Here is a 24569-nt window from a genome sequence, read left to right on the forward strand (position 1 = left end):
TCCATGCCGGGACGGGAGTGACTACACTGGTCCCCGGATCCCGCGCGGCGTCCATCTTGTGAACCTCCCCAGGGCCGGAAGGCAGCAAGGATAAGCAAGCTCTGACGGGTGCGCGGGATCCCCTTTTTTTTGGGGCTAGAAGATCCCGAACACATCCTTCGGCGGCACGGGCGACGGCAGGGCTTCCGCGTCCGTGATGGGTTTCGCCTTGCCCTGGAGCTGCCGTAGGTCCTCTCCCGCGACGCAGCGCGCCGGGTACGCCGACGAAGCGGCGCGGCGGGTCAGGTCCGCGACCGGGAGCTCGACGCGGGAAGCGGCGACCACGATGTTCCCGAACCGGCGTCCCCGGAGGACGCCCGGCTCGGCCAGGATCGCCAGGTGGGGGAAGGAATCCGCCAGCGTCGCCAAGAACCGGCGAAGGAACGGCAGGTTCGGCCCGTCCGACACGTTGGCGACGTAGGTTCCGCCCGGGCGGAGGACCCGCGCGATCTCGTTCGTGAACTCGACGGTCGCGAGCCCGCCGGCCAGGATCCCGCGTTCGAAAGCGTCCACGATGACCAAGTCGGCCGAAGCGTCGTACCTGCCGGAGACGCCTTCGCGGCCGTCGCCGACACGGACCTTCAGCCCCTTCAGGCCCAGCTGCTCGCGGACGAGCGCGACGAGCTCACCGTCGGCGTCGAAGACCAGCTGCCGTGATCGCGGCCGCGCCGCCGCGAGGTAGCGGGGCAGCGTGCAGGCCGCCCCGCCGACGTGCAGCACGTCGAGCGGGCCTTCGCCGAGGCAGTCGACGACGTCGGCGATCCGGCGGATGTAGTCGAACTCGAGGTCCAAAGGGTCGTCGAGGTTGACGTGCGATTGGGCGACGCCGTCGACCGAGATCATCCGGGCGTTGGGACGGTCGGCGTCCTGGAGCAGTTCGGCGATGCCGAAGCGCACCGGATACCTGCCGGGGGTCGGTGCCGGTCTCACCTGTCGGGCCCTCCCGGTAGTCTCGCCGCGTGGCTCTAGCTCTATACCGAAAGTACCGTCCGGCTACCTTCGCCGAGGTCGTCGGGCAGGAGCATGTGACCGATCCGCTGCGCACCGCGCTGGCCGCCGGTCGCATCAACCACGCCTACCTCTTCTCCGGCCCGCGCGGCTGCGGCAAGACGTCCAGCGCCCGCATCATGGCGCGGTCGTTGAACTGCGCGAAGGGCCCGACGCCGGATCCGTGCGGCGAGTGCAACTCGTGCCGCAACCTCGCGCCCGAAGGCCCCGGCAGCGTCGACGTCACCGAGCTCGACGCGGCCAGCCACGGTGGTGTCGACGACGCCCGCGAGCTGCGGGACAGGGCGTTCTACGCCCCGGCCGACTCGCGCTACCGCGTCTTCATCATCGACGAGGCGCACATGGTCACCACGCAGGGCTTCAACGCCCTGCTGAAGATCGTGGAAGAGCCGCCCGAGCACCTGATCTTCATCTTCGCGACCACCGAACCGGACAAGGTGCTCCCCACCATCCGGTCGCGGACGCACCACTACCCCTTCCGGCTGATCCCACCCAGCTCCATGCGCGAACTGCTGGAACGCAACGTCGCCGCCGAGGGCGCGACGGTCGAGCCCGCGGTGTATCCGCTGGTCATCCGCGCGGGCGGGGGTTCGGCGCGGGACACGCAGTCTGTGCTCGACCAGCTGCTGGCCGGCGCCGGGCCGGACGGCGTCGACTACTCGCGCGCGGTGTCGCTGCTGGGCGTCACCGACGTCGCGCTCATCGACGGCATGGTCGACGCGCTGGCCGCGGACGACGCGGCCGCCGTGTTCGGCACCGTCGAGCGGCTCGCGGAGGCCGGGCACGACCCGCGCCGGTTCGCCACCGACCTGCTCGACCGCCTGCGCGACCTGGTGATGCTGCGTTCGGTGCCGGACGCGGGGGAACGCGGCCTCGTCTCCGCGCCGGACGACGAGCTCAAGAAGATGAAGGAGCAGGCGGGCAAACTGGAGCCCGCCACGCTCTCGCGTTACGCCGACATCGTCCACAATGGACTCCTGGAGATGCGGGGCGCGACCTCGCCGCGGCTTGTGCTGGAGCTGCTGACGGCGCGGATGCTGCTGCCGTCGGTCGCGGAGAGCACCGACGCGTTGCTCGCCCGCCTCGAACGGCTCGAGCGCCGCGCCGCTTCGGCCCCGGCACCCGTCGCCGCTGCTCCGGCGCAAGCCGCTCCGGTGGCGCAGTCCGCGCCCGCCCCGGCCGCTCCGCCCTCGGGGGAGCCCGTCCGCGAGTTCCAGCGGCCGTCGCAACGAGCCGCCGCCGCGCCCGCTCCGCAGCAGGCTCCGGTGCAACAGGCCGCCCAGCCCGCCCGCCGGCCCGAGCCGGTCGCCGAACGGCCTGCCCCGCAACGTCCTTCCGCGCCGACCCCGCCGCCCGCCGCACCCGCGCCAGCCCCGGCCGCGGCTTCGGGCGATGCGACCGACGCGGACGGGATCCGCGGCCGCTGGCCGCAGGTGCTCGCCGCGATCCGCAAGGTGCCGGGCGGCCGCAGCACCGAAGCGATGCTCACGCAGGCGAGCGTCGTGAGCGTCGAGGGGCGCGCCGTCACCCTCACGCACAGCGCGGAGCCGCTGGCCCGGCGGCTTTCCGAGCCGCACAACGCGGAGCGGGTCGCGGCCGCGCTGAAGGAGGTCTTCGGCGGCGACTGGCAGGTGCGCTGCGTCCACGGCGCCGCACCGGCCAGGCAGGCCGCCGCGCCGAAGGCCGCGCCGCCGCCACCCGCGCCCGAGCGTTCCTTCACCCGCCGGTCCGCCGAGGCGCCCAGCGCCCCTCCGGCGGCCCCGGCGCCGAAGCCGGAGCCTCAGCGGCCCAAGGTGACGACGAGCGAGCCGGACATCCCGCTCCCGCCCGAGCCGGTCGAGGAGGACGAGGACCTCTACAACGAGGACGCGAGCCCCGCGCCGCCGCCTCCGCCGCTCCCGCCCGAGCAGGATCCGGAAGAGATCGCCCGGAAGCTGCTCGCCGACCACCTCAACGCCCGCCCCCTCGACGAACGCAAGTAGTCCTCTGAATGCGGTAGTTGCACACGCAAGTACCGCATCCAGAGGACGAAACGCGGGGGTGAGCGGGTCACTGCCCTGCCGGACGCTGGTGACGAGCCCGGCTTGCTGGTCGTACGCGGGACACGCAGCGCGCCGAGGCCTTCGGCGCGGGTCCGGCCGAGGAGTGTCACCGGTCCGGGTGCCCGATTGATGTCGTGATGCACGACCCCAGGGTCATACCGCGCAAGTGCCCGCATCGGACGTCTTAATCTCGAAAAGTGTCCCTTTTGGACAGTCTGAGAGGCAGGCCAGGCCCCGGTGGCGAGCCCGCTCGCACCGCCGACTCCATCACGACGCCGCGAGGTAGTCCTCGATCGCCTTCGCGATGACGGCCGCGTACTGCTGCCGTCCCTCTTCGCTCGCCATCGCGGCGGCCTCGGCGGCGTTGCGCATGTTCCCGCATTCGACGAGCGCGGCGGGACGGGTCGAGAGGTTGAGCCCGCCGAGGTCGGCGCGCGGGGCGAGCCCGTTCGCACCGAGGTACGTCGAGGTCGGGAAGCCGCCCGTGCGGAGACCGTCCCGCAACGCGGTCGCGAGCCTCATCGACGGCTCGCCCTGCTGGGCGTTCAGCGGCGGCGCCGAGTAGGCGACGTGGAAACCGTGCGCCCCGGCGGAATTCGAGCCGTCCGCGTGGATCGAGACGACCGCGTCCGCCCCGGCGTCGTTCCCGATCGCGGCGCGTTCGTTGACGCACGGCCCGACGCCGGTGTCGTTCTGCCGGGTGAGGATGACGCGGATTCCCTTGGCCACCAACGCCTGCGAGATCCGCTGCGAGACGTCCCAGGTGAACGCGTGCTCGGTGTAGCCGGAATTCGTCGAGGTTCCGGTGGTGTTGCACGGTTTCGTCTTGCCGCGCCCCGCCGGGACCTGCTTGTTGATCTCGCCGGGCTTGCCGGAGTTGCCGCCGTTGTGACCGGGATCCAGCACGACGACCTTGCCGGTTTTCGGCGGCTGCTGGCTGCTCGGAGGCGGCTGAGGCGCGCTCGAAGGCGGAGCGCTCGTCGTGGAGCTCGGTCGCGGAAGGGTGGTGAACACCGTGGTGGTGCCGGGCGGCGGCGGACTCGACGGCGAAGACGCGGGGGTGTCCACCCCGCACGCCGTGAACAGCGTCAATCCGATCGCCAGCACCAGGCCCATCCGTCGTCGCACGGCGCCCACGGTGCCACACGGGTGGCGGCTAGGCTGGTAGGCGGCACGGGATTTTCCAGGAGAGGACCGATCGGATCATGGTGCAACCCGGTGGCGGCTTCGACCTGTCGCAGATCATGCAGCAGGCACAGCAGATGCAGCAGAAGCTGGTCGAGGCCCAGGAAGAGCTGGCCAACACGGAGGTGACCGGCACTTCCGGCGGCGGCCTGGTCACCGCGACCGTGTCCGGCGACAGCCAGCTCAAGTCGCTGTCCATCGACCCCAAGGTGGTCGACCCCGACGACGTCGAGACCCTGTCCGACCTGGTCGTCGCGGCCGTCCGCGACGCTTCGGCCAACGCGCAGAAGCTCACCGAGCAGAAGCTCGGCCCGCTCGCCGGCGGCCTCGGCGGCGGGATGCCGGACCTCGGCGGCTTCCCCGGGCTCGGCGGCTAGCTTGTACGAGGGTGTCGTCCAGGATCTGATCGACGAGCTCGGGCGGCTGCCCGGCGTCGGTCCCAAGAGCGCGCAGCGGATCGCCTTCCACCTGCTGGCGGCCGATCCCGCGGATATCGCGCGCTTGCAGGAAGTACTCGGCAAGGTCAAGGAAGGCGTGCAGTTCTGCGAGGTCTGCGGCAACGTCTCGGAGCAGGAGACCTGCCGGATCTGCCGCGACACCCGCCGCGACCTCACGGTCATCTGCGTGGTCGAGGAGCCGAAGGACGTCCTCGCGGTCGAGCGGACGCGCGAGTTCAAGGGCCGCTACCACGTGCTCGGCGGCGCGCTGGACCCGTTGTCCGGTATCGGACCCGAGCAGTTGCGCATGCGTGAACTGCTCGCGCGGATCGGTGGCGCGGAGATCAGCGAGATCATCATCGCGACCGACCCGAACACCGAAGGCGAGGCGACCGCGACGTATCTCGTGCGGATGCTTCGCGACTTCCCCGGGCTGACCGTGACGCGGCTGGCGTCGGGTCTGCCGATGGGCGGTGACCTGGAGTTCGCGGACGAGCTGACGCTGGGCCGGGCGCTCTCGGGACGGCGAGCTCTTTAGCTTCTAGCTCCAGATGTCATGAAAGGGCCGTTCAGGACGAAAAACGTCCTGAACGGCCCTTTCATGACATCCGAGAGCGAGCGCGAAGCGTCAGCAGTAGCCCAGCCGCGCCAGCGTGTCGACGATGATCTCCGACGGGTGGAACTTGTCGACCCAGGACTCGCCGCGGCGGTTCTGGTAGGTGTCGAGGAAGTTCTGCAGCTTGTCCCCGCGCATCTCGGTCAGCACGACGGTCTCGCCGAGGTGCTGCGGCGTCTCGGTGCGCTCGCGGTGCACGGCGCACGGCAGGCCGAGGTAGTAGCACTCGGCCGAAAGGCCGCCCGAGTCGGTGACGACGTACTCGGCCCGCGCGACCAGCGGCAGGAACTTCAGGTACCGCATCTTCGGCTGGATGATGAAGTTCTTCTCGTCGAACAGGTTCGCCAGGCCGAGCGCGCGGATCTTCTCGCGCTCGGGCGCGCCCGCCATGTAGAGGATCGGCATCTGCTTGCTCTGCTCGCGCAGGATCTCCAGCGCCTCGCGGTACTTGTCCGCGCGCGAGACCAGTTCGAAGCGGTGCAGGGTGGCGAGGCCGAACTTCTCCGGCAGGCCCTCGACGTCCAGCGGCCCGTTGATGGCCATCCGCATCGCGTCGATCGCGGTGTTCGCCTCGGTGTCGACGACGACGCCGCGGGCGTTGCGGAGGTTGTTCACCTCACGCGCGCTGGGCGCGAAGTGCATGTCGACGATCTTCGCGGCGATCTTCCGGTTCAGCTCCTCCGGCAGCGGCGACATGATGCTGCCCGACCGCGCACCCGCCTCGACGTGCCCGACCCGCGACTTGAGGATCCGCTTCCCGATGAGCGAGCCGTACGGCGTGGTGAAGGTGTCGCCGTGCACCAGCACCAGCGGCGGACGCCCGTCCTCGACCAGCGCGGCCTTCAGCTCGGCCCGGCGGCCCCACGCGGTCCGCAGCACCTGCGCGGCCCAGCCCGGCACCTGCGCGGGCGACTCCAGGTTGTGCGCCTTCTCCTTCGGCACGAGCCAGACGTCGGGCTCGGGCAGGTCCAGGTCGGCGAGAACGTCCGAGACCTCGTCGACGTGCTGGGCGGTGAACCAGATCTTCGGCCGGACCCCGCGTTCGAGGATGCCGTGGTAGACCGGCGCGATTTTGATCAGTTCCGCCGTGGTGCCGAGAATGAAGGAAATCACCGGAAGAGCCATTCTGTCGGGGTCTGCGGTGCCCGAAGGATACTGGTGGGCCGCGCAAGGTAGCCTCGCCGGGGTGAGTGCGAATTCGCTCCTCCCGGCCCTGTCCGTCGTGATCCCGGTCTACAACGAGCAGGACTGGATCGACCGCAGTGTCGGCGCGCTGATCGCGTCGGCACAGGTGGCGAACTGGCCGGTCGAGGTCGTCGTGGTCGACGACGGCAGCACCGACGGCACCGGCGGCAAGCTCGCCAAGCTGCAGGAGCTGTACGGCATCACCGTGCTCACCCAGCCGAACAGCGGCCGGTTCGAGGCGCGCCGCGCGGGCATCGCGAAGGCGTCGGGGCGGCAGATCCTGCTGCTCGACAGCCGCGTGATCGTCGACCCGGGTTCGCTCACCTTCCTCCGCGACCAGCTCGTCGACCACCCCGAGCGCACGGTGTGGAACGGTCACATCAACGTCGCGTCCGAACACAATCCGTACGCGGGATTCATGGCCGGGCTGGTCAAGATCCCGTGGCGCCGTTATTGCGCGAACCCGCGGTTGATGTCGTTCGGTATCGAGGAGTTCGACGTCTTCCCGAAAGGCACCGGATTCTTTTCCGCGCCGAAGGACGTTCTCGAGGATTCGTCCAACGCGTTCGAGTCGCTCTTCGAAGACGTCCGTTTCGCCAGTGACGACACGGGTGTTCTGCGCTGGATCGCGGAACGCCACCGCATCTTCCTCGCCCCGGACTTCTCCGCGACTTACCACGGCCGCGATTCGTTCAAGAAGTTCGTCGGGCAGTCGTATTTCCGCGGCACCACGTTCGTCGATTCGTATCTCGCGTCGCCCGGGCCCGCGCGCAACGGCCTGTTCGCCGCGATGGCCGTCGGCGTGCTCGGTCTCGGTGTCGCCGCGAAGCGCCCGAAGACCGCCGTCGCGCTGGCCGCCGCGGGGTCGACGGCCGCCGGGTTCGCGGTGACGAAGTTCGGCGCGACCAAGGCCGAGGCCAAGGCCGTCGCCCAGCTCACCCCGGTCTTCGCCGCCGGCTTCGGCGCCGGGGCACTCCGAGGCCTCTTCATGGCGCTGCGGGCGCGGCTCCGTAAATGAGCAGCGCGGTGAGCAGCGAAAAACTGGCGAAGGACACCGGGAAATCCGCCGGTCGCATCGGTGTCTACCTGCTGATCGCCATCGCGCTCGGCTACGTCCTCACCGTCGTCTGGGGCCGGACGCTGTCGCCTGCCGACAACGCGGTCCTGCTCTCCTTCTGGGGCATGTTGATGGGGCTGGGCGCGGCCCTGTCCCCGCTCGAACAGGAGATCTCGCGCCAGTCCGCGCACGCCGCGCTCGAAGGCCGCAAGGCGGGCCGTCCGGCGGTGCTCGCCTTCGTCACCAGCCTGGTCGCGGTCGCCGTCGCGGCCCTGTTCACGCTGATCCCGGCGGTGACCGACAAGGTCTACGGCGGCCAGTTCGCGCTCGCCGTGATCGTGCTCGCGGGCGGGCTGTCGTTCGCCTTCCAGTTCGCCGCGCGCGGTCTGCTGATCGGCCAGGACCACGTCCGGTCCTACTCGTGGCTGATCCTGGTCGAGGCCGCCGTGCGGATCCTCGTGGTCGCCGCGCTGGTGGTCGCCGGGCTCACCCAGCTGTACTGGTTCGCCATCGCCGCCGCGACCGGCTCGTTCGCCTGGCTGCTGTTCGCCCGCGGCGCCGCCAAACTGGTCGACCCGAAGCTGGACGCCGACGAGCCCGCGCGGCCGATCGTCACGAACATGCTGATGCTGCTGGCGGGCGCGGGGCTCACCGCGAGCGTCATCACCGGCTACCCGGCACTGGTCAGCCTGCTCGCGCCCGGCGGTGACAAGGACGCGCTCGGCGTGCTCTTCCTCGCCCTGTTCGTGGCGAGGACGCCGCTCACGCTGATGGCGCCGGTCCAGGCCCTCGCGGTCCCGACCGTGGTGCGCCTGTCCAGCACCGAGGAGGGCAAGCACCGGCTGCGGAAGCTCCTCGCGCTCGGTTCGGCGGGCGCGCTGGCGCTCGCGGCGCTCGGCGCGCTGATCGGCTGGCTCATCGGCCCGTGGGTGGTGCGCCTGGTCTACGGCGCCAAGAACGATCCCGAGGCCTGGTGGATGGCCGGGCTGGTCTGGTCGTCGGTGCTGCTGGCCGCGATGCAGTTACTCGCCGCCGTCCTGGTCGCGCAGGCCAAAGCGACGAAGGTGCTGATCACCTGGGCAGCCGTCGTCGTCGCGACCGCGCTGGTCCTGCTGTTCTTCCCCGGCGACACGGTCGTGCGCGCCGTCGTCGGGCTCGCCGCCGGACCCACCGTCGGCCTGCTGGTCGTGATGGCGTTCGTGGTGAGGGGCACGCCCGAGCCGGGCAACGCGCGACCGTCCGAAACGTCTCGATAGTGTGGCCGCGCCATCGCGCGCCGCGAGCGGGTGGCGTCTTGACGCCGAATAGGGTTGGACAGCGAATTCGATGAACGTTCTTTTGGTCTTGCTGGCGTTCTGGCTGCCGGGGCTCGTCTTCGGTGCCGCGATCCGGCTGCGCGGCTGGACCCTCGCCGCCGCGGCCCCGCTGCTGACCTTCGGCCTCGTCGCCATCGGCATCCCGATCCTCGGCCGCTTCGGCATCCGCTGGACGATGCTGAACGTCGGCCTTTGGGTGCTCCTGCTGTCCGTCGTCGGTTTCGCGCTCTCTTTCCTCGTGCTCCGCTTCACCGCGAAGCGTCACCCGGACTGGGCCGAGGACGAAGACGACGACGATTCGAAGCGTTCCCTGCGCGACCACCTGCTGATCGGTGCCGGTGTCCTGGTCGGTCTCGGCGTCGGCACGGTGACCTTCCTGCGCGGCTCGCACAGCCTGGAGAACGTCCAGCAGGGCTGGGACGCCCCCTTCCACGGCAACCTGGTGCGCTGGATCGCCGAACACGGTGACGCGCGCGCGTCGACCGTCGGCACCATCGCGAACCTGCCGAACCAGACCGACTACTTCTACCCGGACACCTACCACGCGCTGCTCGCCCTGGTCTTCGGCAAGGGCGGCCTGACGATGATGCCGACGCTGAACCTGGCGGCGCTCATGGTCGTGCTGACCGTCCCGGTCGGTGTCGCGGCGATGTGCCGCGCCTGGCGGATGCCGGTGCTCGCGACCGCGGCCGCGGCGGCCGTGTCCACCTGGTTCACCGCGTTCCCGTACGACTCGCTGTGGCGCGGCCCGCTGTGGCCGTACGTCGCCGGCGTGGCGCTCGTGCCCGCGATGCTCGCGCTCGCCCGCCTGCTGCTCAAGCCGAACGGCGTCGCCGGACCGCTCGCGATCGGCGTCGGCGTCGCCGGGCTGGCCGGCCTGCACACCAGCCTGATCTTCGTGATCATGGTCTACTTCCTGCTGATCCTGCTCGCGGTGCTGTTCCGCTTCGAGAAGATCGGCTGGCGCCGCAGCGCAGCCTCGCTGATCGCGACGATCGTGATGGCGGTCGTGCTCGGCGTGCCACAGGTCCTTCCCGCGCTCTACAACGCCGGCGGCGTGACGAGCGCGTTCTGGGCCTCGGAGACCAGCGTGTCCGGCGCGCTCGGGCAGACGATCACGTTCTCGCCGATGGCGTCGTTCCCGCAGTGGTGGATCGGCATCCCGGCGATCATCGGCGTATTCCTCCTGGTGAAGCACCGGCGGATGCTCTGGATGGTCGGCGCGTACGTGGTGCTCGGCGGCCTGTTCGCCGCGACGATCTCGCTGGAGACCCCGCTCATCCACACCCTGACCGGCGTGTTCTACAACGACCACTGGCGGATCGGGGCGCTCGTGCCGCTGGCCGGCGCCGTCGCGTTCGGCGAGTTCGTGCACACCGCGTCGGGCAAGTTCGCCGAGAAGATCGGCGAGCGCAAACCGAACCTGAACCCGTTCACCGCGGCCATCGCGGGCGCGCTCGTGGTCGGTCTCGTCGTCACGGTGCTGAGCCGGGGCGGCTACATCGGCCGCAACTCCGCGCGGCTCGCGATGAACTACGGCACGGAAGGTCCCTCGGTCAGCAAGGGCGAGGAAGAGGCCTACGCCTGGCTCGGGAAGCACGTCGTGCCGGGCGAGCGCGTGATGAACGACAAGGCCGACGGCTCGGTGTGGATGTACGCGCTCGCCGGGGTCCAGCCGGTCGAGTGGACCAACTACGGCGCCGAGTTCACCACCAAGGCGGGCTGGCTCAGCGTGTTCCTCAACGACATCAACCGCGAGCCGCGCGTGCGCGAGGCGCTCACCGACCTCAAGGTGCGCTACGTGCTGGTCGGCAAGGGCAAGGTGGCCCCCAACGCGCAGTCCGCGGTGGGTCTCCAGCGGCTCGACATCACTCCGGGTTTCAAGCGCGTCTTCCACAACCTCGACGCGTCGGTTTACGAAATCGAAGGTCAGCAAGGTGTGGTCGCCGCCGGCGCCCCCGCCGGGTCCGACACCGCTCACGGCCAGTAAGAAGATAGAGTGATCCAGTGTCCAGTACGTCCGTGACCACCCGCCGCGTACTCATCGTGATGCCTGCCTTGAACGAGCAGGCCAGTGTCGGCGCGGTCATTTCCCAGGTCAAGCAGTCCTTGCCGGGCATGGACGTGCTGGTGGTCGACGACGGCTCGTCCGACGACACGGCCAAGCTCGCCCGCGCGGCGGGCGCGGAGGTGGCCCGCCTGTCGGTGAACCTCGGCGTCGGCGGGGCGATGCGCACCGGCTTCCGGTACGCGGCCGCCCGCGGCTACGACGTCGTCGTGCAGGTGGACGCGGACGGCCAGCACGACCCGAACGAGGTCGCCGCCCTGCTGGACGCGCTCGACGACGCCGACATCGCGATCGGTTCGCGGTTCGCCGGCAAGGGTTCGTACAAGGCCAGCGGCCCGCGGAAATACGCGATGGTCGTGCTCTCGGTCGTTTTCTCCCGGCTCGGGAAGACCAAGCTCACCGACGTGACCTCCGGGTTCAAGGCGATGGGCCCGCGCGCGATCAAACTGTTCGCCGCGTACTACCCGGCCGAATACCTCGGCGACACGGTCGAATCGCTGGTGATGGCGATCCGCGCCGAACTGAAGATCAAGGAAATCCCGGTGATCATGCGGGAACGGGCCGGTGGCACACCGAGCCATTCGCCGGTGAAATCGGCCGTCTACCTCGGCCGCGCCGGACTCGCCCTGCTGCTGGCGCTCGTGCGCCGCCGTCCCGCCGTCGACTCGTCGGATTCGGCGTAAAAGGAGCTGATTATGGCTGGCTGGCGCATTCTCAGCATCGTCGTCGCCTGTCTGGTGCTGTTCGTCGTCCTCGAGATGATGCGGCGGCGGAAACTGCGGGAAAAGTACGCGGGTGTTTGGCTCGTCCTCGCCGTCGGTGTGGTCGTGCTCGCCCTCGTTCCGCAGGCCGCGGACTTCATGGCGCGGATAACCGGCGTGCAGACGCCGTCGAACTTCGTATTCCTCTTGGCCGGTGTCGTGCTGGCACTGGTCGCGTTGCATCTGTCGACCGAGGTCGGTCACCTCGAAGAAGAGGTCCGGACCTCCGTCGAGGAGATCGCGCTGCTCCGTTGCGAGCTCGCCGACGCCCAGCGTGACCTGGAAGAACGCGTCGCCGCGCTCGAAGCACGGACGGCCACGCCCGACAACGTCAAAGGGCTCCCCGAAGTGAGCCCCGCGCGCGCACGCTGATCGACGCCCTTTTCGCCGCCCCGCCGAGGTTGGGCGCCGTCCGCGTGCTCGCCGTCGACGGTCCTTCCGGCTCCGGGAAGTCCACGCTGGCCGGGAAGATCGTGGCCGAACTCGCCGGTCGCGGTGCCCGGGTGGCGCTGGTGAGCACCGACGAGTTCGCCACCTGGGACGAACCCGTTTCGTGGTGGCCGCGGCTGGAGTCCGGCGTGCTGGAACCGCTGCGCGCGGGCAGGGCCGGCCGTTACCGGCGAGTGGACTGGTCCACTGGCGTCCCACTGCCGGGTGAAGAGGTCGAGATCCCGGTCCCCGAGGTCCTGGTGCTGGAAGGCGTGTCCAGTGGGCGCGCGCGGATGCGGCCTTCGTTGTCCCTGCTGACCTGGCTCGATGGCGGCAGCGAGGTCGAACGTCTCGACCGCGCCGCCGCGCGGGACGGCGAGGGATCCAGGGCGGAACTGCGGCGCTGGCAGCTGTTCGAGCGCGGGTGGTTCGCCGTCGACGGGACCAGGGCCGCGGCGGATCGTGTGGTCACCTCTCGCGAGTGGTGAGGACGGCGGTTTCGCGTGACTGAACGGACGACACACGTGATCCGACGGACGACACGCGTGCGTGGACGGACGACACGAGCCCGGCCAAGCTCCGCCGCGAGTCGTCCGTCCAATCACGCGTGTCGTCCATCCCGTCACGCGTGTCGTCCGCCGAGTCACGCGAAACCGCCGTTCGGCACCCAGGCGCGGCGTGATCAGGGACGTGACTCGCGTGCTTGGACGCCGCACTCGCGTGTTCCGCCCCTGATCACGCGAGTTCCGCCTTCAATCACGCGAGAACCGGGACCCAATGTCCTGCCGATGTCCTGTTTCCTCCGGCACCCATTGGTTGTAGTGGTGGACACCCATTTGAGTCAGTGACCCGGCACTCTGCGCGTTAGTGGTCGGGAATTGATTACACTCCGTCCGGAATTGCGGACACTTTGCGGTCGTATTGGCCGTCGTGTAGCGCGATCGTAACCTCGCGTGCTTAAGTGCGGGCTGAGTTCCCGCTAGTGTCGGCGGGCACACCGATCGTCCGTGGAGTTCGAGTTACCGACCGACCGGACGGTGCCTAAACACCGAAAATCTCCTCAAGGGGTGCCAGATGCAGCAACTGCGGGTGACCCGAGCACGCCGTGTGGCCCTGATCGGGCTTGCCGGCGCACTCGCGGTCTCCATTTCCGCCTGTGCCGAATCGAAGCGTGAAGAAGGCGCAGGGGGTGGCTCGGGAGGCACCATGGTCTTCGGCGCCGCCGGTAACCCGAAGACTTTCGACCCGCTCTTCAACGACGACGGTGAGACCTTCCGCATCATCCGCCAGATGATGGACACCCTGATCATGAACAAGCCGGGGACCGCGGACCTCGAGCCCGGCCTGGCGGAGAAGTGGGAAGGCAGCAACGACGGCAAGACCTGGACCTTCAGCCTGAAGAAGGGCGTGAAGTTCCACGACGGCACCCCGTTCAACGCCGAAGCGGTCTGCTTCAACTTCAACCGCATGTTCAACATGAAGGGCGCCGCCGCCCAGAGCCAGATGATCTACTACGGCGACGTCTTCGAGGGCTTCGCCAAGAACGAGGGTGACGCCTCCGGCGCCCCGGTGTTCAAGGACTGCCAGGTCAAGGACGAGTCGACCGCCGTCCTGAACCTGAACAAGGCCAAGGGTGCCTTCCCGGCCGCCTTCACGCTGCCGTCGTTCTCGATCCAGAGCCCGGACGCGCTGAAGAAGTACAACGCGGACCAGGTCACCCAGAGCGGTGACTCGTTCCAGTACCCCGAGTACGCGCTGAAGCACCCGACCGGCACCGGCCCGTTCAAGTTCGAGAGCTGGGACCAGGCCAAGGGTGAGATCACGCTCTCCAAGGCCACCGACTCGCCGACCCAGACGGCCAAGCTCGACAAGCTGGTCTTCAAGGTCATCCCGGACGAGAACGCCCGCAAGCAGGCGCTCAAGGCCGGCGACATCCAGGGCTACGACTACCCGTCGCCCGCGGACTACGGCCTGCTGCGCAACGACGGCGAGCAGGTGCTCATCCGCCCGTCGTTCAACATCCTGTACCTGGGCATCAACCAGAAGAACAACCCGAAGCTGAAGGACCTCAAGGTCCGCCAGGCGCTGGCCTACGGTCTCAACCGCGCCCAGTTCGTGAAGTCGAAGCTTCCCGAGGGTGCCGAGACCGCGACCCAGTTCGTGCCGAAGGCGATCGACGGCTACAACGAGAACGTCACCAAGTACGACTACAACCTTCAGAAGGCGAAAGACCTGCTGAAGGAAGCCGGTGCCGAGGGCATGACCCTGAAGTTCTACTACCCGACCGAGGTCACCCGGCCGTACATGCCGAACCCGGCGGACATCTTCACCTCGCTGTCCGAGGACATGAAGGCCATGGGCATCAAGGTCGAGCCGATCGCCAAGCCGTGGAACGGTGGCTACAAGGACGACGTCCAGAAGGCGGGCAAGCAGGACGTGCACCTGCTCGGCTGGACCGGTGACTACAACGACGCCGGTAACTTCGTCGGCACCTTCTTCGGTCGCGAGAAGCCGGAGTTCGGCTTCAACAACCCGGAGCTCTTCTCGGCCATCTCGGCCGCGGACGCCGCGCCCGCCGGTGAGGCGCACACCAAGGCGTACCAGGAAGTGAACCAGAAGATCATGGAGTACCTGCCCGCCATCCCCATCTCCTACGGCCCCCCGGCGATCGTCGTCGGCCCGAAGGTGAAGGGTCTGGTGGCCAGCCCGCTGACCGACGAGCGCTTCTACACCGTCACGGTCAACTGATCCTCCACCACTAGTGGCTCAGGGGGTGGGTGCTACCGCGCCCACCCCCTGAAGTCCATCCCGGGCTGGCAACAAAGGAACGCACGTGCTCCGTTTTCTCGTGCGTCGGCTGCTACAAGCGATACCGACGCTCTTGATCCTGTCCATTTTGATCTTCGCCTGGCTCCGGTCCTTGCCCGGTGGCCCCGCCGGCGCCCTCCTGGGTGACAAGGCGACCCCGGAGAAGATCGCCGATCTGAACAAGCTTCTCGGCCTCGACGATCCGATCTTCGTCCAGTACTTCAAGTTCCTCGGCCGGGCGATCACCGGCGATTTCGGCAACTCGCTGGTCTCCGCCCAGCCGGTCATGTCGGAGATCGGGAACTTCCTCCCCGCCACCCTCGAGCTCGGCTTCTGCGCGATGCTCATCGCGGTGGGGCTCGGCATCCCGTTCGGCTACCTGTCCGCCCGTTTCCGCGGCGGTGCCGTCGACAACATCATCATCGTGCTCTCGCTGGTCGGGGTCGCGGTGCCGGTGTTCTTCCTCGGCTACATGATGCAGGACGCGCTGGCCGCTCCGCTCGGACTTCCGTCGCAGGGCCGTCAGATGGCGGGGCTCGACGCCACCACCGTCACCGGCTTCGCGGTCTTCGACGGCATCATCACCCAGGAATGGGACGCCGCCTGGGACGCGATCACCCACCTGATCCTTCCCGCGTTCGCGCTCGCCACCATCCCGCTCGCGGTGATCGTCCGGATCACCCGTGCGTCGGTGCTGGACGTGCTGAACGAGGACTTCATCCGCACGGCCAACTCGAAGGGCCTGACCCAGCCGATCGTCCGGCGTCGTCACGTGCTCCGCAACGGGCTCCTGCCGGTGGTCACCGTCATCGGCCTGCAGACCGGCGCGCTGCTCGGTGGCGCCGTGCTGACCGAGCGCGTGTTCAACTTCCGCGGCCTGGGCTTCCTGCTCGCCGAGGGCATCGAACGACGTGACTACCCGCGTCTGCAGGCGCTGCTGCTGTTCGGCGCGCTGGTCTACGTGCTAGTGAACACGCTGGTCGACATCTCGTACGGGCTCATCGACCCGAGGGTGCGTGTCCGATGAACACATTGCTGAACAAGAAGAAGGAACCGATCGACAAGCTCGCCGCGACGTCGGCGAAGGGGCACAGCCTCGGTGGCGAGGCGGTCCGCCGCATGCTGCGGAGCCCGGTCGCGATCACCGGTGGCGTGATCACCCTGCTGTTCCTGCTGCTGGCGATCCTGGCGCCGTTCATCGCGCCGAAGGACCCGTACGAGCGATACCTGCAGAGCGAGGTCATCCTCGGCCAGGGCATCATCCCCGGCGCACAGGCCGGTTTCCCGCTGGGTGTCGACGACTTCGGTCGCGACTACCTTTCGCGGCTGCTGGTCGGCGCGCAGAACACGCTGCTGGTCGGTGTGCTCGCGACGGTCATCGGCGTCGTGGTCGGCATGATCATCGGCGGTCTCGCCGGTGCCTTCGGCGGCTGGGTCGACACGGTGCTGATGCGCCTCGTCGACGTCATGCTGTCCGTGCCGTCGCTGCTGCTGGCGATCTCGGTCGCCGCGCTGTTCCAGAAGCCGAGCCAGTGGACCGTGATCGTGGCCGTGTCGATGGTCGGCGTGCCGATCTTCGCGCGGTTGCTGCGCGGTTCGATGCTCGCGCAGAGAAACAGCGACCATGTGCTCGCGGCGACGTCGCTCGGCGTCAAACGCGGGGCGATCGTGTTGCGGCACATGCTGCCCAACTCGCTCGGCCCGGTCATCGTGCAGGCCACGCTGACCCTGGCCACCGCGATCCTCGAGGCGGCGGCGCTGTCGTTCCTCGGTCTCGGCGACCCGGACCCGAACCGGGCGGAATGGGGCATCATGCTGAGCCGCAGCGCTCGGCAGTTCCTCGACATCCGTCCCGAGCTGGCGTACTACCCGGCCATCGCGATCATCATCGTCGCGCTCGGGTTCACCCTGCTCGGCGAGTCCTTGCGGGAAGCCCTCGATCCGAAGAACAGGCGGTGATCTTTCATGGCTCTCCTTGAAGTACGTGACCTCAAGGTCGTTTTCTCCCGACGCGGCGAGAAGCCGTTCACCGCGGTGGACGAGGTCAGTTTCGATGTCGAACCCGGCCAGACGGTCGGTCTCGTCGGTGAGTCCGGTTGCGGCAAGTCCGTGACCTCGCTGGCGATCATGCGGCTGCTCGCGAAGCGCGGCAACCAGGTCAGCGGTTCCGTGTCGTTCGAAGGCACGGATCTGCTTCGCCTGTCGGACAAGGAAATGCGGGACCGCCGGGGGCGCGACCTCGGCATGGTGTTCCAGGACCCGCTGTCCTCGCTGAACCCGGTCATCCCGATCGGGCTGCAGATCACCGAGGTGCTGGAGCGGCACCGCGGGATGGCGCGCAAGGCGGCGTCGGTGGAGGCGGCGGAACTGCTGGACAAGGTCGGCATCCCCGACCCGACACGGCGGCTTTCCGAGTACCCGCACCAGCTTTCCGGCGGGATGCGGCAGCGCGCGCTGATCGCGATCGCGCTGGCGTGCCGTCCGCGGCTGCTCATCGCCGACGAGCCGACCACCGCGCTCGACGTGACGATCCAGGCGCAGATCCTCGCGCTGCTGCGGGAACTGGTGCAGGACACCGGGACCGCGCTGATCATGATCACGCACGACCTCGGTGTGGTCGCCGGTCTCTGCGACCAGGTCAACGTGCTCTACGGCGGCAAGATCGTCGAGCGGGCGGAGCGGCACGCGTTGTTCGCCGAGCCGCGGCATCCCTACACGCACGGCCTGCTCGCCTCGATCCCGCGTCTCGACGCGGGCCGTGGCGAGAAACTGATCCCCATCAAGGGATCCGTCGCCGACAACATCCCGTGGGACGGCGGCTGCGCGTTCGCGCCCCGCTGCCCGAACGCTCTCGGCGTGTGCCGGGAGGTTTCACCGCAGCTGACCCCGGATCGCAACGGGCTGCTGCGCTGCCACAACCCGGTGATCCCGGCCGTGGCCGCACGAGGAGGGGCCCGATGACCCACACGGTACCGCCGCAGGACGTGCTCCTGGAGGTCGACGATCTCAAGGTGCACTTCCCGATCAAACGCGGCATCGTGGTCGACCGCACGGTCGGGCACGTGTTCGCCGTCGACGGCGTCGATCTGGCCATCCGCCGGGGTGAGACCTACGGCCTGGTCGGGGAATCCGGCTGCGGGAAGTCCACTTTGGGCAGGGCGATCCTCCGGCTGACCGAGCTGACCGACGGCAAGGTCGTCTTCGACGGCACCGACGTGGCCGGGCTCAAGGGCGAGGAACTGCGCAAGGCCCGCCGCCGGATGCAGATGGTGTTCCAGGACCCGATGTCCTCTTTGGACCCTCGGCAGTCGGTGGAATCCATCCTGACCGAAGGGATGAAGGCGCACGGCCTCGACAAGGACAAGGAGGCGACGGCCAAGCGGCTGCGCGAACTCCTTGCCGCCGTGGGACTTCCCGAGTCCGCGCTGCGGAAGTACCCGCACGAGTTCTCGGGCGGTCAGCGTCAGCGCATCGGCATCGCGCGGGCTCTGGCGGTCGAGCCGGACCTGATCGTCGCCGACGAACCGGTGTCCGCGCTGGACGTCTCGGTGCAGGCGCAGGTGGTCAACCTCCTGGAGGATCTGCAGGAGAAGCTCGGGCTGACGTACCTGGTGATCGCGCACGACCTCGCGGTGGTGCGCCACATCTCCGACCGCATCGGCGTGATGTACCTCGGCTCGCTGGTCGAAGAGGCCGACGCGGACACGCTGTACGAGAACCCGCTGCACCCGTACACGCGGGCGCTGCTGTCGGCGATCCCCGTGCCGGACCCGACGGTGGAGGACACCCGTGAGCAGATCCTGCTCGCCGGTGACCTGCCCTCGCCGGCGCGGCCGCCGTCCGGCTGCCGGTTCCACACGCGGTGCCCGTGGAAGCAGCAGAGCCTGTGCGACACCGACCGCCCGCAGCTGCGGGAGATCGGCACCGGGCACCGGGTCGCGTGCCACTACGCGGAGGACATCCGCGACGGGCGGATCAAACCGCACGAGGTCAAGGCGGAACTCGTCGAGGCCGGGGAGCTGAACCCGGACGTCGGCGGACTGCCGGACGTCGGCTCGGCGGCGGAGATCCTCTAGTCCCGAAACGCGCGTGAAGGCCCCCTTCCCTCGGCTCAGCCGTGGGAAGGGGGCCTTCACGCGCTCCCCGCATTTAGTCCTCTGAATGCGTGCAGTCGGCGAGGGCGCGAAGCCGTCCGCATTCAGAGGACTAAATGCGGGGAGTACGGCCATCAGGCAGACTCGGTGTCATGCGGGTCACAGTGCTGGGAGCGTCGGGGCGGACGGGGATCCACGTGGTCCGGCTCCTGCGGGGGCGGGGTCATCAGGTGCGGGCGGGCCTGCGCAGCCGCCGCCGCGCCGAGCAGGTCGCCGGGCTCGGCGCCGAGACCGTGGTCGCGGACGTCACCGCCGACGCGGACGACCTCGTCGAGGCGCTCGCCGGATCCGAAGTGGTGATCAGCGCGATCGGCGCGCCCGATCCGGATCAGGCCTCGGTCGACCTCGTCGACCGCGACGGCGTGATCACCGCGATCCGCGCGGCGGAGAAGGCGGGCGTCGCGCGGTTCGTGCAGCTTTCCGCGCAGTTCGCGGATTCGCCGGATCAGGGTGATCGCCTGGTGCGGTCGATCCTGATGGCGAAGCAGATCTCCGACAGCGTCCTGCGCCGTTCCAGCCTGAACTGGACGATCGTCCGGCCCGGCACGCTCACCGACGACCAGCCCACCGGCCACGTCAAGATCGCCGGTCACCTCGAACCGGGCCGCGTCTCCCGCGCGGACGTCGCCGCCGTTCTGGTCGCCACGCTGGAAGAGCCGCTCGCCGAGAATCAGGGTTTCGACGTCATCGGCGGGGAGATCCCTATTCCGTCGGCGCTGGCGTCGTTGGGCTGAGCGCCTTCTTCCGCTCCCGCGCGGCCCGCAGGTTCGCGACGTTCCCGCAGGTGCGCACGTCGTGCCAGACGCCGCTGTTGTTGCGCGAGACGTCGTAGAAGGCCGAACGGCAGCCGTCGAGCCGGCACAGTTTCAGCCGCGACCAGATCCCGGCCTGCTGCGCGAGCAGCGTCTCCGTCCACAGCGCCGAAGCGAGCCACTGCCGCCCGGTGCCGGAGGGAAACAGCCGGACGACGCCGTCGCGCAGGTCGAGGTCCGCCTTGATCGGCTTGCCGAGGTCCGTTTCGCCGCCGTCCACGAGTGAAACGAACGACGCGCGAAGTTCGCGAAGAGCGCGAAGGTCACCCGGACCCAGCGAGATGTCGGGTGCCTCGGAGTCCCGGGCTCGCGACCATTCCGCCAGCGCCTCGGCGGCCCAAGGCCGTGCCAGATCGGCGTCGCTCAGCAGGTCGAGGCCGTAGGTCTTGATCGCCTTGGTGTTGAGGAAGTCCTGAACGAGCGCCAGCCCCGAGGGGGCGGTGCGTAACCGGTACCGGTCCGTCGCGGTCCATGACATAGGTCAAGCGTACTTGACTCTGTCGAGTCGTGTCGCCATCCTGACGACAGAGGTAAAAGCCGAACACTTCTGTCAAGGGAGCAAGTCATGACCTCCATCGAAGGCGCCGTCGTCCTGGTCACCGGCGGGCAGCGCGGGCTCGGCAAGGCGTTCGTCGCCGAACTGCTCGACCGCGGCGCCGCCAAGGTCTACGCGACCGCCAGGTCGCCGCGCGAGGAGACCGATCCGCGGATCGTCCCGCTTCCGCTCGACGTCACCGACCCGGAATCCGTCCGCGCGCTGGCCGAGAAGGCGGGAGACGTGACGATCGTCTTCAACAACGCCGGCGTCCTCGGGCTCGGCTCGCTGTTGGGCGACGGCGTCGACGCGCACCGTCCGGTCTTCGAGACGAACGTCTTCGGTGCGCTGCGCGTCGCGCAAGCGTTTGCGCCGCAGCTCAAGGACGGTGGTGCGCTGGTCAACGTGCACTCGGTCCTGTCGTGGGCGGCGGGCTCGGGGTCCTACGGCGCCTCGAAGGCGGCGTTCTGGTCGCTCACCAATTCGCTCCGCATCGAGTTCGCCGAGCAGGGCACCCAGGTGGTCGGCGTGCACCTCGGCTACACCGAAACCGACATGACCCAGGGCCTCGACATCCCCAAGAACGACCCGCGCGACGTCGCCCGCCAGGTCGTCGACGGTCTCGAAAAGGGCGAGACCGAGGTGCTCACCGACGACCTCACCCGCCGGGTCAAGGCCGCGCTGTCCGGTCCGGTCGAGCATCTCGGCACCAGCCGGATCGGCGCGTAGAAAACCGTTGGCGGGAGGCTGCCGCTCCGAGGTAGCTTCGCCGCCATGTGTGCCCCCGCGTTCACCCGGATCCGCCGCGCCTAGCGGCGGATTCCCGGCTTTCGGCAAGGAACCGCCGCCCGAGCGAGTCATCGCCGGGCGGGCCTCGTGCTGCCCGGCTCACCTCGAAGCCGCGGAGATCCCTTGCGCACACAGCGTCCTGGCCGTCATGAACTCGGCCAGAACTTCCTCATCGACCGGAACATCATCGAAACCGTCGTGAAGCTCGTCGACGGCACGACCGGGCCGATCATCGAGTTCGGCACGGGCGACGGCGCCCTGACCCTGCCGCTGGAACGGCTCGGCAGGCCACTGACCGGCGTCGAGATCGACGACCGCCGCACCGCCCGGCTGGCGGGCCGCGTCCAGCCGCCGACGAAGATCGTCACCGCGGACTTCCTGCGGTTCCCGTTGCCGAAGACACCCCATGTGCTGGTCGGGAACCTGCCGTTCCACCTGACCACCGCGACCCTGCGCCACGTCCTCGCCGCTCCCGGCTGGACGGACGCCGTCCTGCTCATGCAGTGGGAGGTTGCGCGCCGCCGGGCCGGGGTCGGTGGCGCGACCATGATGACCGCGCAGTGGTGGCCGTGGTTCGACTTCCGGCTGGCGGGCCGGGTGCCCGCGGCGGCGTTCCGCCCCAGGCCCGGCGTCGACGGCGGTCTGCTCACCATGACCCGGCGTGAACGGCCGCTCGTCGACGACGCGGATCGTGCGCGCTACCAGGACTTCGTGCGGCAGGTGTTCACCAGGCCCGGCCAGGACGTCGTGCCCAAACGGCTCACCGCACGCCAGTGGGCTGAGGCGTTTCGGCTTCGGCGAGGAAATCCGGCTCGCGCACGCGGCGTTTCGTCGAGCCGAACAGGACGCCGCCGATGACGACGGCCGCCGCGACGATCTCCACCGGCGAAGGCCGCTCGTCGAGGACCAGGAACGCCATCGACAGCCCGACCACCGGCACCAGCAGGGAGAACGGCGCGACCACACCCGCCGGGTTGCGGCGCATGAGCGACGTCCAGATCCCGGAGCCGACGATCGTGCCGAACAGCACGACGTAGGCGAGGCCGCCGAGTCCGATCAGCCCGGTCGTGGTGCCGAGCGTGCTCAGCGAGTGCCCGATCTCGGCGGGGCCCTCCATGACCAGCGACAGCGCGAACATCGGCAGCGGCGGCACCACGGACATCCAGAGGACGAAATTCAGCGGGTTGTCCGGTGCCGCCTGCCGGGTGCTGAGGTTGCCGAACGCCCAGCTCAGCGCGCCGAGCAGGGTCAGGATCACCGGCAGCAGGGCGGCGTTCCCGGCCTGCTGCCAGGCGATCGTCGCCATCCCGGCGACGGCGAGCAGGATCCCGGCGAGCTGCCGTCCGGACACGCGTTCGCGCAGGAAGACGGCGCCGAGCAGCACGGTGAACGGGGCCGACGCCTGCAGCACGAGCGACGCGAGACCGGTCGGCATACCGGTGTCCATCGCGATGAAGAGGAACACGAACTGCCCGGTGCCGAAGCCCAGCCCGTAGCCGAGCAGGTGGCGGATCTTCACCTTCGGCCACGGGACGAACAGGATCGTCGGGATCGCGATGACCGCGAAGCGCAGCCCGCCGGCGAAGACGGGCGGGAACTGGCCGAGGGTGGCGTGGATGGCGAGGAAGTTGCAGCCCCAGAGGACGGCGACGAACAGGGCGAGCAGACGATCGCGGGCGGGCATGTCTTCACTCTTACGTGGAACGACCATTTAGGACCAGCGAGAATATTTGCAGCGATCGTTCAGTTCGGCTTCACATATGCTGGCGGTATGGACATCGGCCGGTTGCGCACCCTGCGGGAGTTCGCCGATCGCGGCAGCGTGACGGCGGCCGCGAAAGCGTTGCACTGCACGCCGTCCGCGGTCTCCCAGCAGCTGCGCGCCTTGCAGAGTGACGTCGGTCTCGCGCTGACGGAACCGGCCGGACGCGGCCTGCGGCTGACCGACGCGGGCCGCGCGCTGGTCGCCCGCGCGGACGACGTACTCGCCGCGCTGGAGCGGGCGGAGTCCGAATTGGACACTTACCGCAGCGCCCCGCGCGGCCGGGTCCGGGTGGCGATCTTCCAGTCCGCCGGGCTGATGCTGTTGCCCGGGCTGCTGCACCGGACGGCGGAGTTCGACGGGCTGGACGTCATCGTGCGTGACGTCGACATGACCCCGCCGGAGGTCCCCGGGCTCGTCGCGGATTACGACATCGTGGTGGCGCACCGGGACGAGCACGCGCCGTCGCTCGGCTCGGACCGGCTGGAGACCCGGCATCTGCTGCGGGAACCGCTCGATGTCGCGCTCCCCGCCGGGCACCGGCTCGCGAAGCGCCGCCGCATCGAACTCGCCGAACTGGCCGACGAACGCTGGATCAGCGTCAACGCCGGCTTCCCGGTGGACGACATCCTCCAGTCGCTGATCATCCGCACCGGGGTGCGGCCGCAGGTGGTCCAGCGCATCAACGACTTCCGCATCACCGAACGGCTCGTCGCCGCCGGGCACGGGATCGCGCTCCTTCCCCGGTACACCATGGACACCCGGCGCGGCAGCGGTCTGGTCTGCCGTCCGCTCGCCGGGATCAAGGCGGCCCGGCACGTGGAGGCGGTCTACCGGCTCGGTGCGTCCTCGCGGCCCGCGGTGGCGAAGGTGCTCGACGCGCTCGCCGACGAGGTCGGCGCGCTCACGGGCGAGCGTGACTCTTCAGGTGGTCCAAGGCGATCTTGAGCGCGTCGGCGATCGGCGTGACGTCGTGGCGCAGGTGGGCCATCAGCAGGCCGCCCTGCACACAGGTCAGCGCGGCCTGCGCGAGCCTCGCCGGGTCTGCGCCTTCGACCAGTTTTCCCTGTTCCCGCAACGATTCCAGGCCGCGCTGGAGATGTGATTCCCATTCGCGGTAAGCCTTGTCCAGCAGCGGCGCCATTTTGGGGTCGTCCCCGAGTTCGCCGGTGAGATTGCCCAGCGGGCAGGCGATCGGCCCTTTGGGCGTGGTCTGGATGGCCAGGATCTCCCTGGCCCACTGGTCGAAATCGGCCCAGTCGTGCAGCTCGAAGATGGTCGGCTGGTTGCCGAGGATGTTTTCGAGGAAGCGGGCGATGACCGCTTCGACGAGCTGATCCTTGTTCTTGAAGTAGTGGTACATCTGCGATTTCCCGGCCCCGCTGGCCGCGAGGACCTTGTCGACGCTCGTCCCGGCGACGCCGTGGACGTACATCAGCTCCGCCGCCGCGTCGACGATGGCGTCCCTCGTCATCCGCCCCTGCGGGGTCTTCGCCGGTTGACCGCTCATGTACCGAATAGTACAGTCGGCGCCACTGTACCGATCAGTACAACCGAAGGAGCCGA

At 69.1% G+C, this 24569-nt stretch carries 24 protein-coding genes and 1 other RNA gene; 19 read left to right on the forward strand and 6 right to left on the reverse strand.

The features are described 5' to 3' along the window. Positions 1 to 32: 32 nt before the first annotated feature. An RNA gene (gene ffs / locus ED92_RS41625) (signal recognition particle sRNA small type) lies at positions 33 to 127 on the forward strand. 8 nt (positions 128 to 135) lie between these two features. Here the strand turns inward: ffs and ED92_RS08365 are convergent. Then, positions 136 to 969, reverse strand: a complete 834-nt coding sequence (locus ED92_RS08365; RefSeq protein ID WP_037334918.1) for a spermidine synthase — start codon at positions 967 to 969, stop codon at positions 136 to 138. A 29-nt stretch (positions 970 to 998) separates the two neighbouring features. Between ED92_RS08365 and ED92_RS08370 the strand changes: the two genes are divergently transcribed. Beyond that, entirely contained in the window at positions 999 to 3029 is a 2031-nt protein-coding gene (locus tag ED92_RS08370) for a DNA polymerase III subunit gamma and tau (protein ID WP_037334920.1), read from the forward strand. Positions 3030 to 3356: 327 nt separating this feature from the next. Here ED92_RS08370 and ED92_RS08375 read toward each other — a convergent pair whose 3' ends face one another. After that, complete coding sequence (locus ED92_RS08375) at positions 3357 to 4205, reverse strand: N-acetylmuramoyl-L-alanine amidase (RefSeq protein WP_081975725.1); 849 nt, start codon at positions 4203 to 4205, stop codon at positions 3357 to 3359. Between the two features lie 89 nt (positions 4206 to 4294). On the opposite strand from ED92_RS08375, the gene ED92_RS08380 reads away from it, so the two are divergent. Together ED92_RS08380 and recR are read left to right on the forward strand one after the other, a co-directional pair. Further along, complete coding sequence (locus ED92_RS08380; protein ID WP_007035126.1) at positions 4295 to 4651, forward strand: YbaB/EbfC family nucleoid-associated protein; 357 nt, start codon at positions 4295 to 4297, stop codon at positions 4649 to 4651. Position 4652: 1 nt separating this feature from the next. Continuing rightward, positions 4653 to 5249 (forward strand): recombination mediator RecR, encoded by a 597-nt coding sequence (gene recR, locus ED92_RS08385; RefSeq protein ID WP_005166260.1) that lies wholly within the window; start codon positions 4653 to 4655, stop codon positions 5247 to 5249. A gap of 90 nt (positions 5250 to 5339) precedes the next feature. On the opposite strand, the gene ED92_RS08390 is transcribed toward recR, so the two are convergent. After that, positions 5340 to 6452 carry a UDP-N-acetylglucosamine 2-epimerase gene (locus ED92_RS08390; protein ID WP_037334923.1) on the reverse strand — a complete coding sequence of 371 codons (1113 nt, stop codon included), beginning with the start codon at positions 6450 to 6452 and terminating at the stop codon, positions 5340 to 5342. Positions 6453 to 6513: 61 nt separating this feature from the next. Here ED92_RS08390 and ED92_RS08395 point away from each other — a divergent pair, with 61 nt between their 5' ends. The 12 genes from ED92_RS08395 to ED92_RS08450 all read left to right on the forward strand — a co-directional run bounded on the left by ED92_RS08395 (position 6514) and on the right by ED92_RS08450 (position 19839). After that, entirely contained in the window at positions 6514 to 7530 is a 1017-nt protein-coding gene (locus ED92_RS08395; RefSeq protein ID WP_037334926.1) for a glycosyltransferase family 2 protein, read from the forward strand. Beyond that, complete coding sequence (locus ED92_RS08400) at positions 7527 to 8825, forward strand: hypothetical protein (RefSeq protein WP_037334929.1); 1299 nt, start codon at positions 7527 to 7529, stop codon at positions 8823 to 8825. The genes ED92_RS08395 and ED92_RS08400 overlap by 4 nt, the downstream gene beginning before the upstream one ends. Positions 8826 to 8895: 70 nt before the next feature. Continuing rightward, entirely contained in the window at positions 8896 to 10875 is a 1980-nt protein-coding gene (locus ED92_RS08405; protein WP_037334932.1) for a DUF6541 family protein, read from the forward strand. 17 nt (positions 10876 to 10892) lie between these two features. Then, positions 10893 to 11636, forward strand: a complete 744-nt coding sequence (locus tag ED92_RS08410; protein WP_016337937.1) for a glycosyltransferase family 2 protein — start codon at positions 10893 to 10895, stop codon at positions 11634 to 11636. Between the two features lie 12 nt (positions 11637 to 11648). Further along, positions 11649 to 12086, forward strand: a complete 438-nt coding sequence (locus ED92_RS08415; RefSeq protein WP_016337936.1) for a DUF2304 domain-containing protein — start codon at positions 11649 to 11651, stop codon at positions 12084 to 12086. Then, positions 12083 to 12631, forward strand: a complete 549-nt coding sequence (locus tag ED92_RS08420) for a uridine kinase (RefSeq protein ID WP_037334934.1) — start codon at positions 12083 to 12085, stop codon at positions 12629 to 12631. Before ED92_RS08415 ends, ED92_RS08420 begins: the two co-directional genes overlap by 4 nt. 718 nt (positions 12632 to 13349) lie before the next feature. After that, entirely contained in the window at positions 13350 to 14891 is a 1542-nt protein-coding gene (locus tag ED92_RS08425) for an ABC transporter substrate-binding protein (RefSeq protein WP_081975726.1), read from the forward strand. Positions 14892 to 14976: 85 nt separating this feature from the next. Further along, the gene (locus ED92_RS08430) at positions 14977 to 15978 is read left to right on the forward strand and encodes an ABC transporter permease (protein WP_037334940.1); all 1002 of its coding nucleotides are present in this window, start codon (positions 14977 to 14979) and stop codon (positions 15976 to 15978) included. Continuing rightward, the gene (locus ED92_RS08435; protein WP_037334943.1) at positions 15975 to 16910 is read left to right on the forward strand and encodes an ABC transporter permease; all 936 of its coding nucleotides are present in this window, start codon (positions 15975 to 15977) and stop codon (positions 16908 to 16910) included. The genes ED92_RS08430 and ED92_RS08435 overlap by 4 nt, the downstream gene beginning before the upstream one ends. A gap of 6 nt (positions 16911 to 16916) precedes the next feature. Continuing rightward, positions 16917 to 17912, forward strand: coding sequence for an ABC transporter ATP-binding protein (locus ED92_RS08440; RefSeq protein WP_037334946.1), 996 nt, complete (start codon positions 16917 to 16919; stop codon positions 17910 to 17912). Continuing rightward, the gene (locus ED92_RS08445) at positions 17909 to 19027 is read left to right on the forward strand and encodes an ABC transporter ATP-binding protein (RefSeq protein WP_037334948.1); all 1119 of its coding nucleotides are present in this window, start codon (positions 17909 to 17911) and stop codon (positions 19025 to 19027) included. Before ED92_RS08440 ends, ED92_RS08445 begins: the two co-directional genes overlap by 4 nt. 170 nt (positions 19028 to 19197) lie before the next feature. Next, the gene (locus tag ED92_RS08450) at positions 19198 to 19839 is read left to right on the forward strand and encodes an SDR family oxidoreductase (RefSeq protein ID WP_037334951.1); all 642 of its coding nucleotides are present in this window, start codon (positions 19198 to 19200) and stop codon (positions 19837 to 19839) included. Here ED92_RS08450 and ED92_RS08455 read toward each other — a convergent pair. Beyond that, positions 19808 to 20395 (reverse strand): CGNR zinc finger domain-containing protein, encoded by a 588-nt coding sequence (locus ED92_RS08455; RefSeq protein ID WP_037334954.1) that lies wholly within the window; start codon positions 20393 to 20395, stop codon positions 19808 to 19810. The two genes, ED92_RS08450 and ED92_RS08455, sit on opposite strands and share 32 nt — an antisense overlap. An 87-nt stretch (positions 20396 to 20482) precedes the next feature. Here ED92_RS08455 and ED92_RS08460 point away from each other — a divergent pair, with 87 nt between their 5' ends. Continuing rightward, on the forward strand, positions 20483 to 21181 hold the full coding sequence (locus ED92_RS08460) for an SDR family oxidoreductase (RefSeq protein ID WP_037334957.1): 699 nt from the start codon (positions 20483 to 20485) through the stop codon (positions 21179 to 21181). A 183-nt stretch (positions 21182 to 21364) separates the two neighbouring features. Further along, entirely contained in the window at positions 21365 to 22099 is a 735-nt protein-coding gene (gene erm / locus ED92_RS08465) for a 23S ribosomal RNA methyltransferase Erm (protein WP_037334959.1), read from the forward strand. Here the strand turns inward: erm and ED92_RS08470 are convergent. Further along, positions 22002 to 22925: an EamA family transporter gene (locus ED92_RS08470; protein WP_037334961.1), complete on the reverse strand. Its 924-nt coding sequence runs from the start codon at positions 22923 to 22925 to the stop codon at positions 22002 to 22004. The genes erm and ED92_RS08470 overlap by 98 nt on opposite strands. A gap of 87 nt (positions 22926 to 23012) precedes the next feature. Between ED92_RS08470 and ED92_RS08475 the strand changes: the two genes are divergently transcribed. Then, positions 23013 to 23951, forward strand: a complete 939-nt coding sequence (locus tag ED92_RS08475; RefSeq protein ID WP_037334963.1) for a LysR family transcriptional regulator — start codon at positions 23013 to 23015, stop codon at positions 23949 to 23951. Here ED92_RS08475 and ED92_RS08480 read toward each other — a convergent pair. Beyond that, positions 23908 to 24513: a TetR/AcrR family transcriptional regulator gene (locus ED92_RS08480; RefSeq protein ID WP_037334965.1), complete on the reverse strand. Its 606-nt coding sequence runs from the start codon at positions 24511 to 24513 to the stop codon at positions 23908 to 23910. The genes ED92_RS08475 and ED92_RS08480 overlap by 44 nt on opposite strands. Between the last annotated feature and the right edge of the window lie 56 nt (positions 24514 to 24569).

The sequence above is a fragment of the Amycolatopsis sp. MJM2582 genome (genome assembly GCF_000754115.1).
GTDB classification, from domain to species: Bacteria; Actinomycetota; Actinomycetes; order Mycobacteriales; family Pseudonocardiaceae; genus Amycolatopsis; species Amycolatopsis japonica.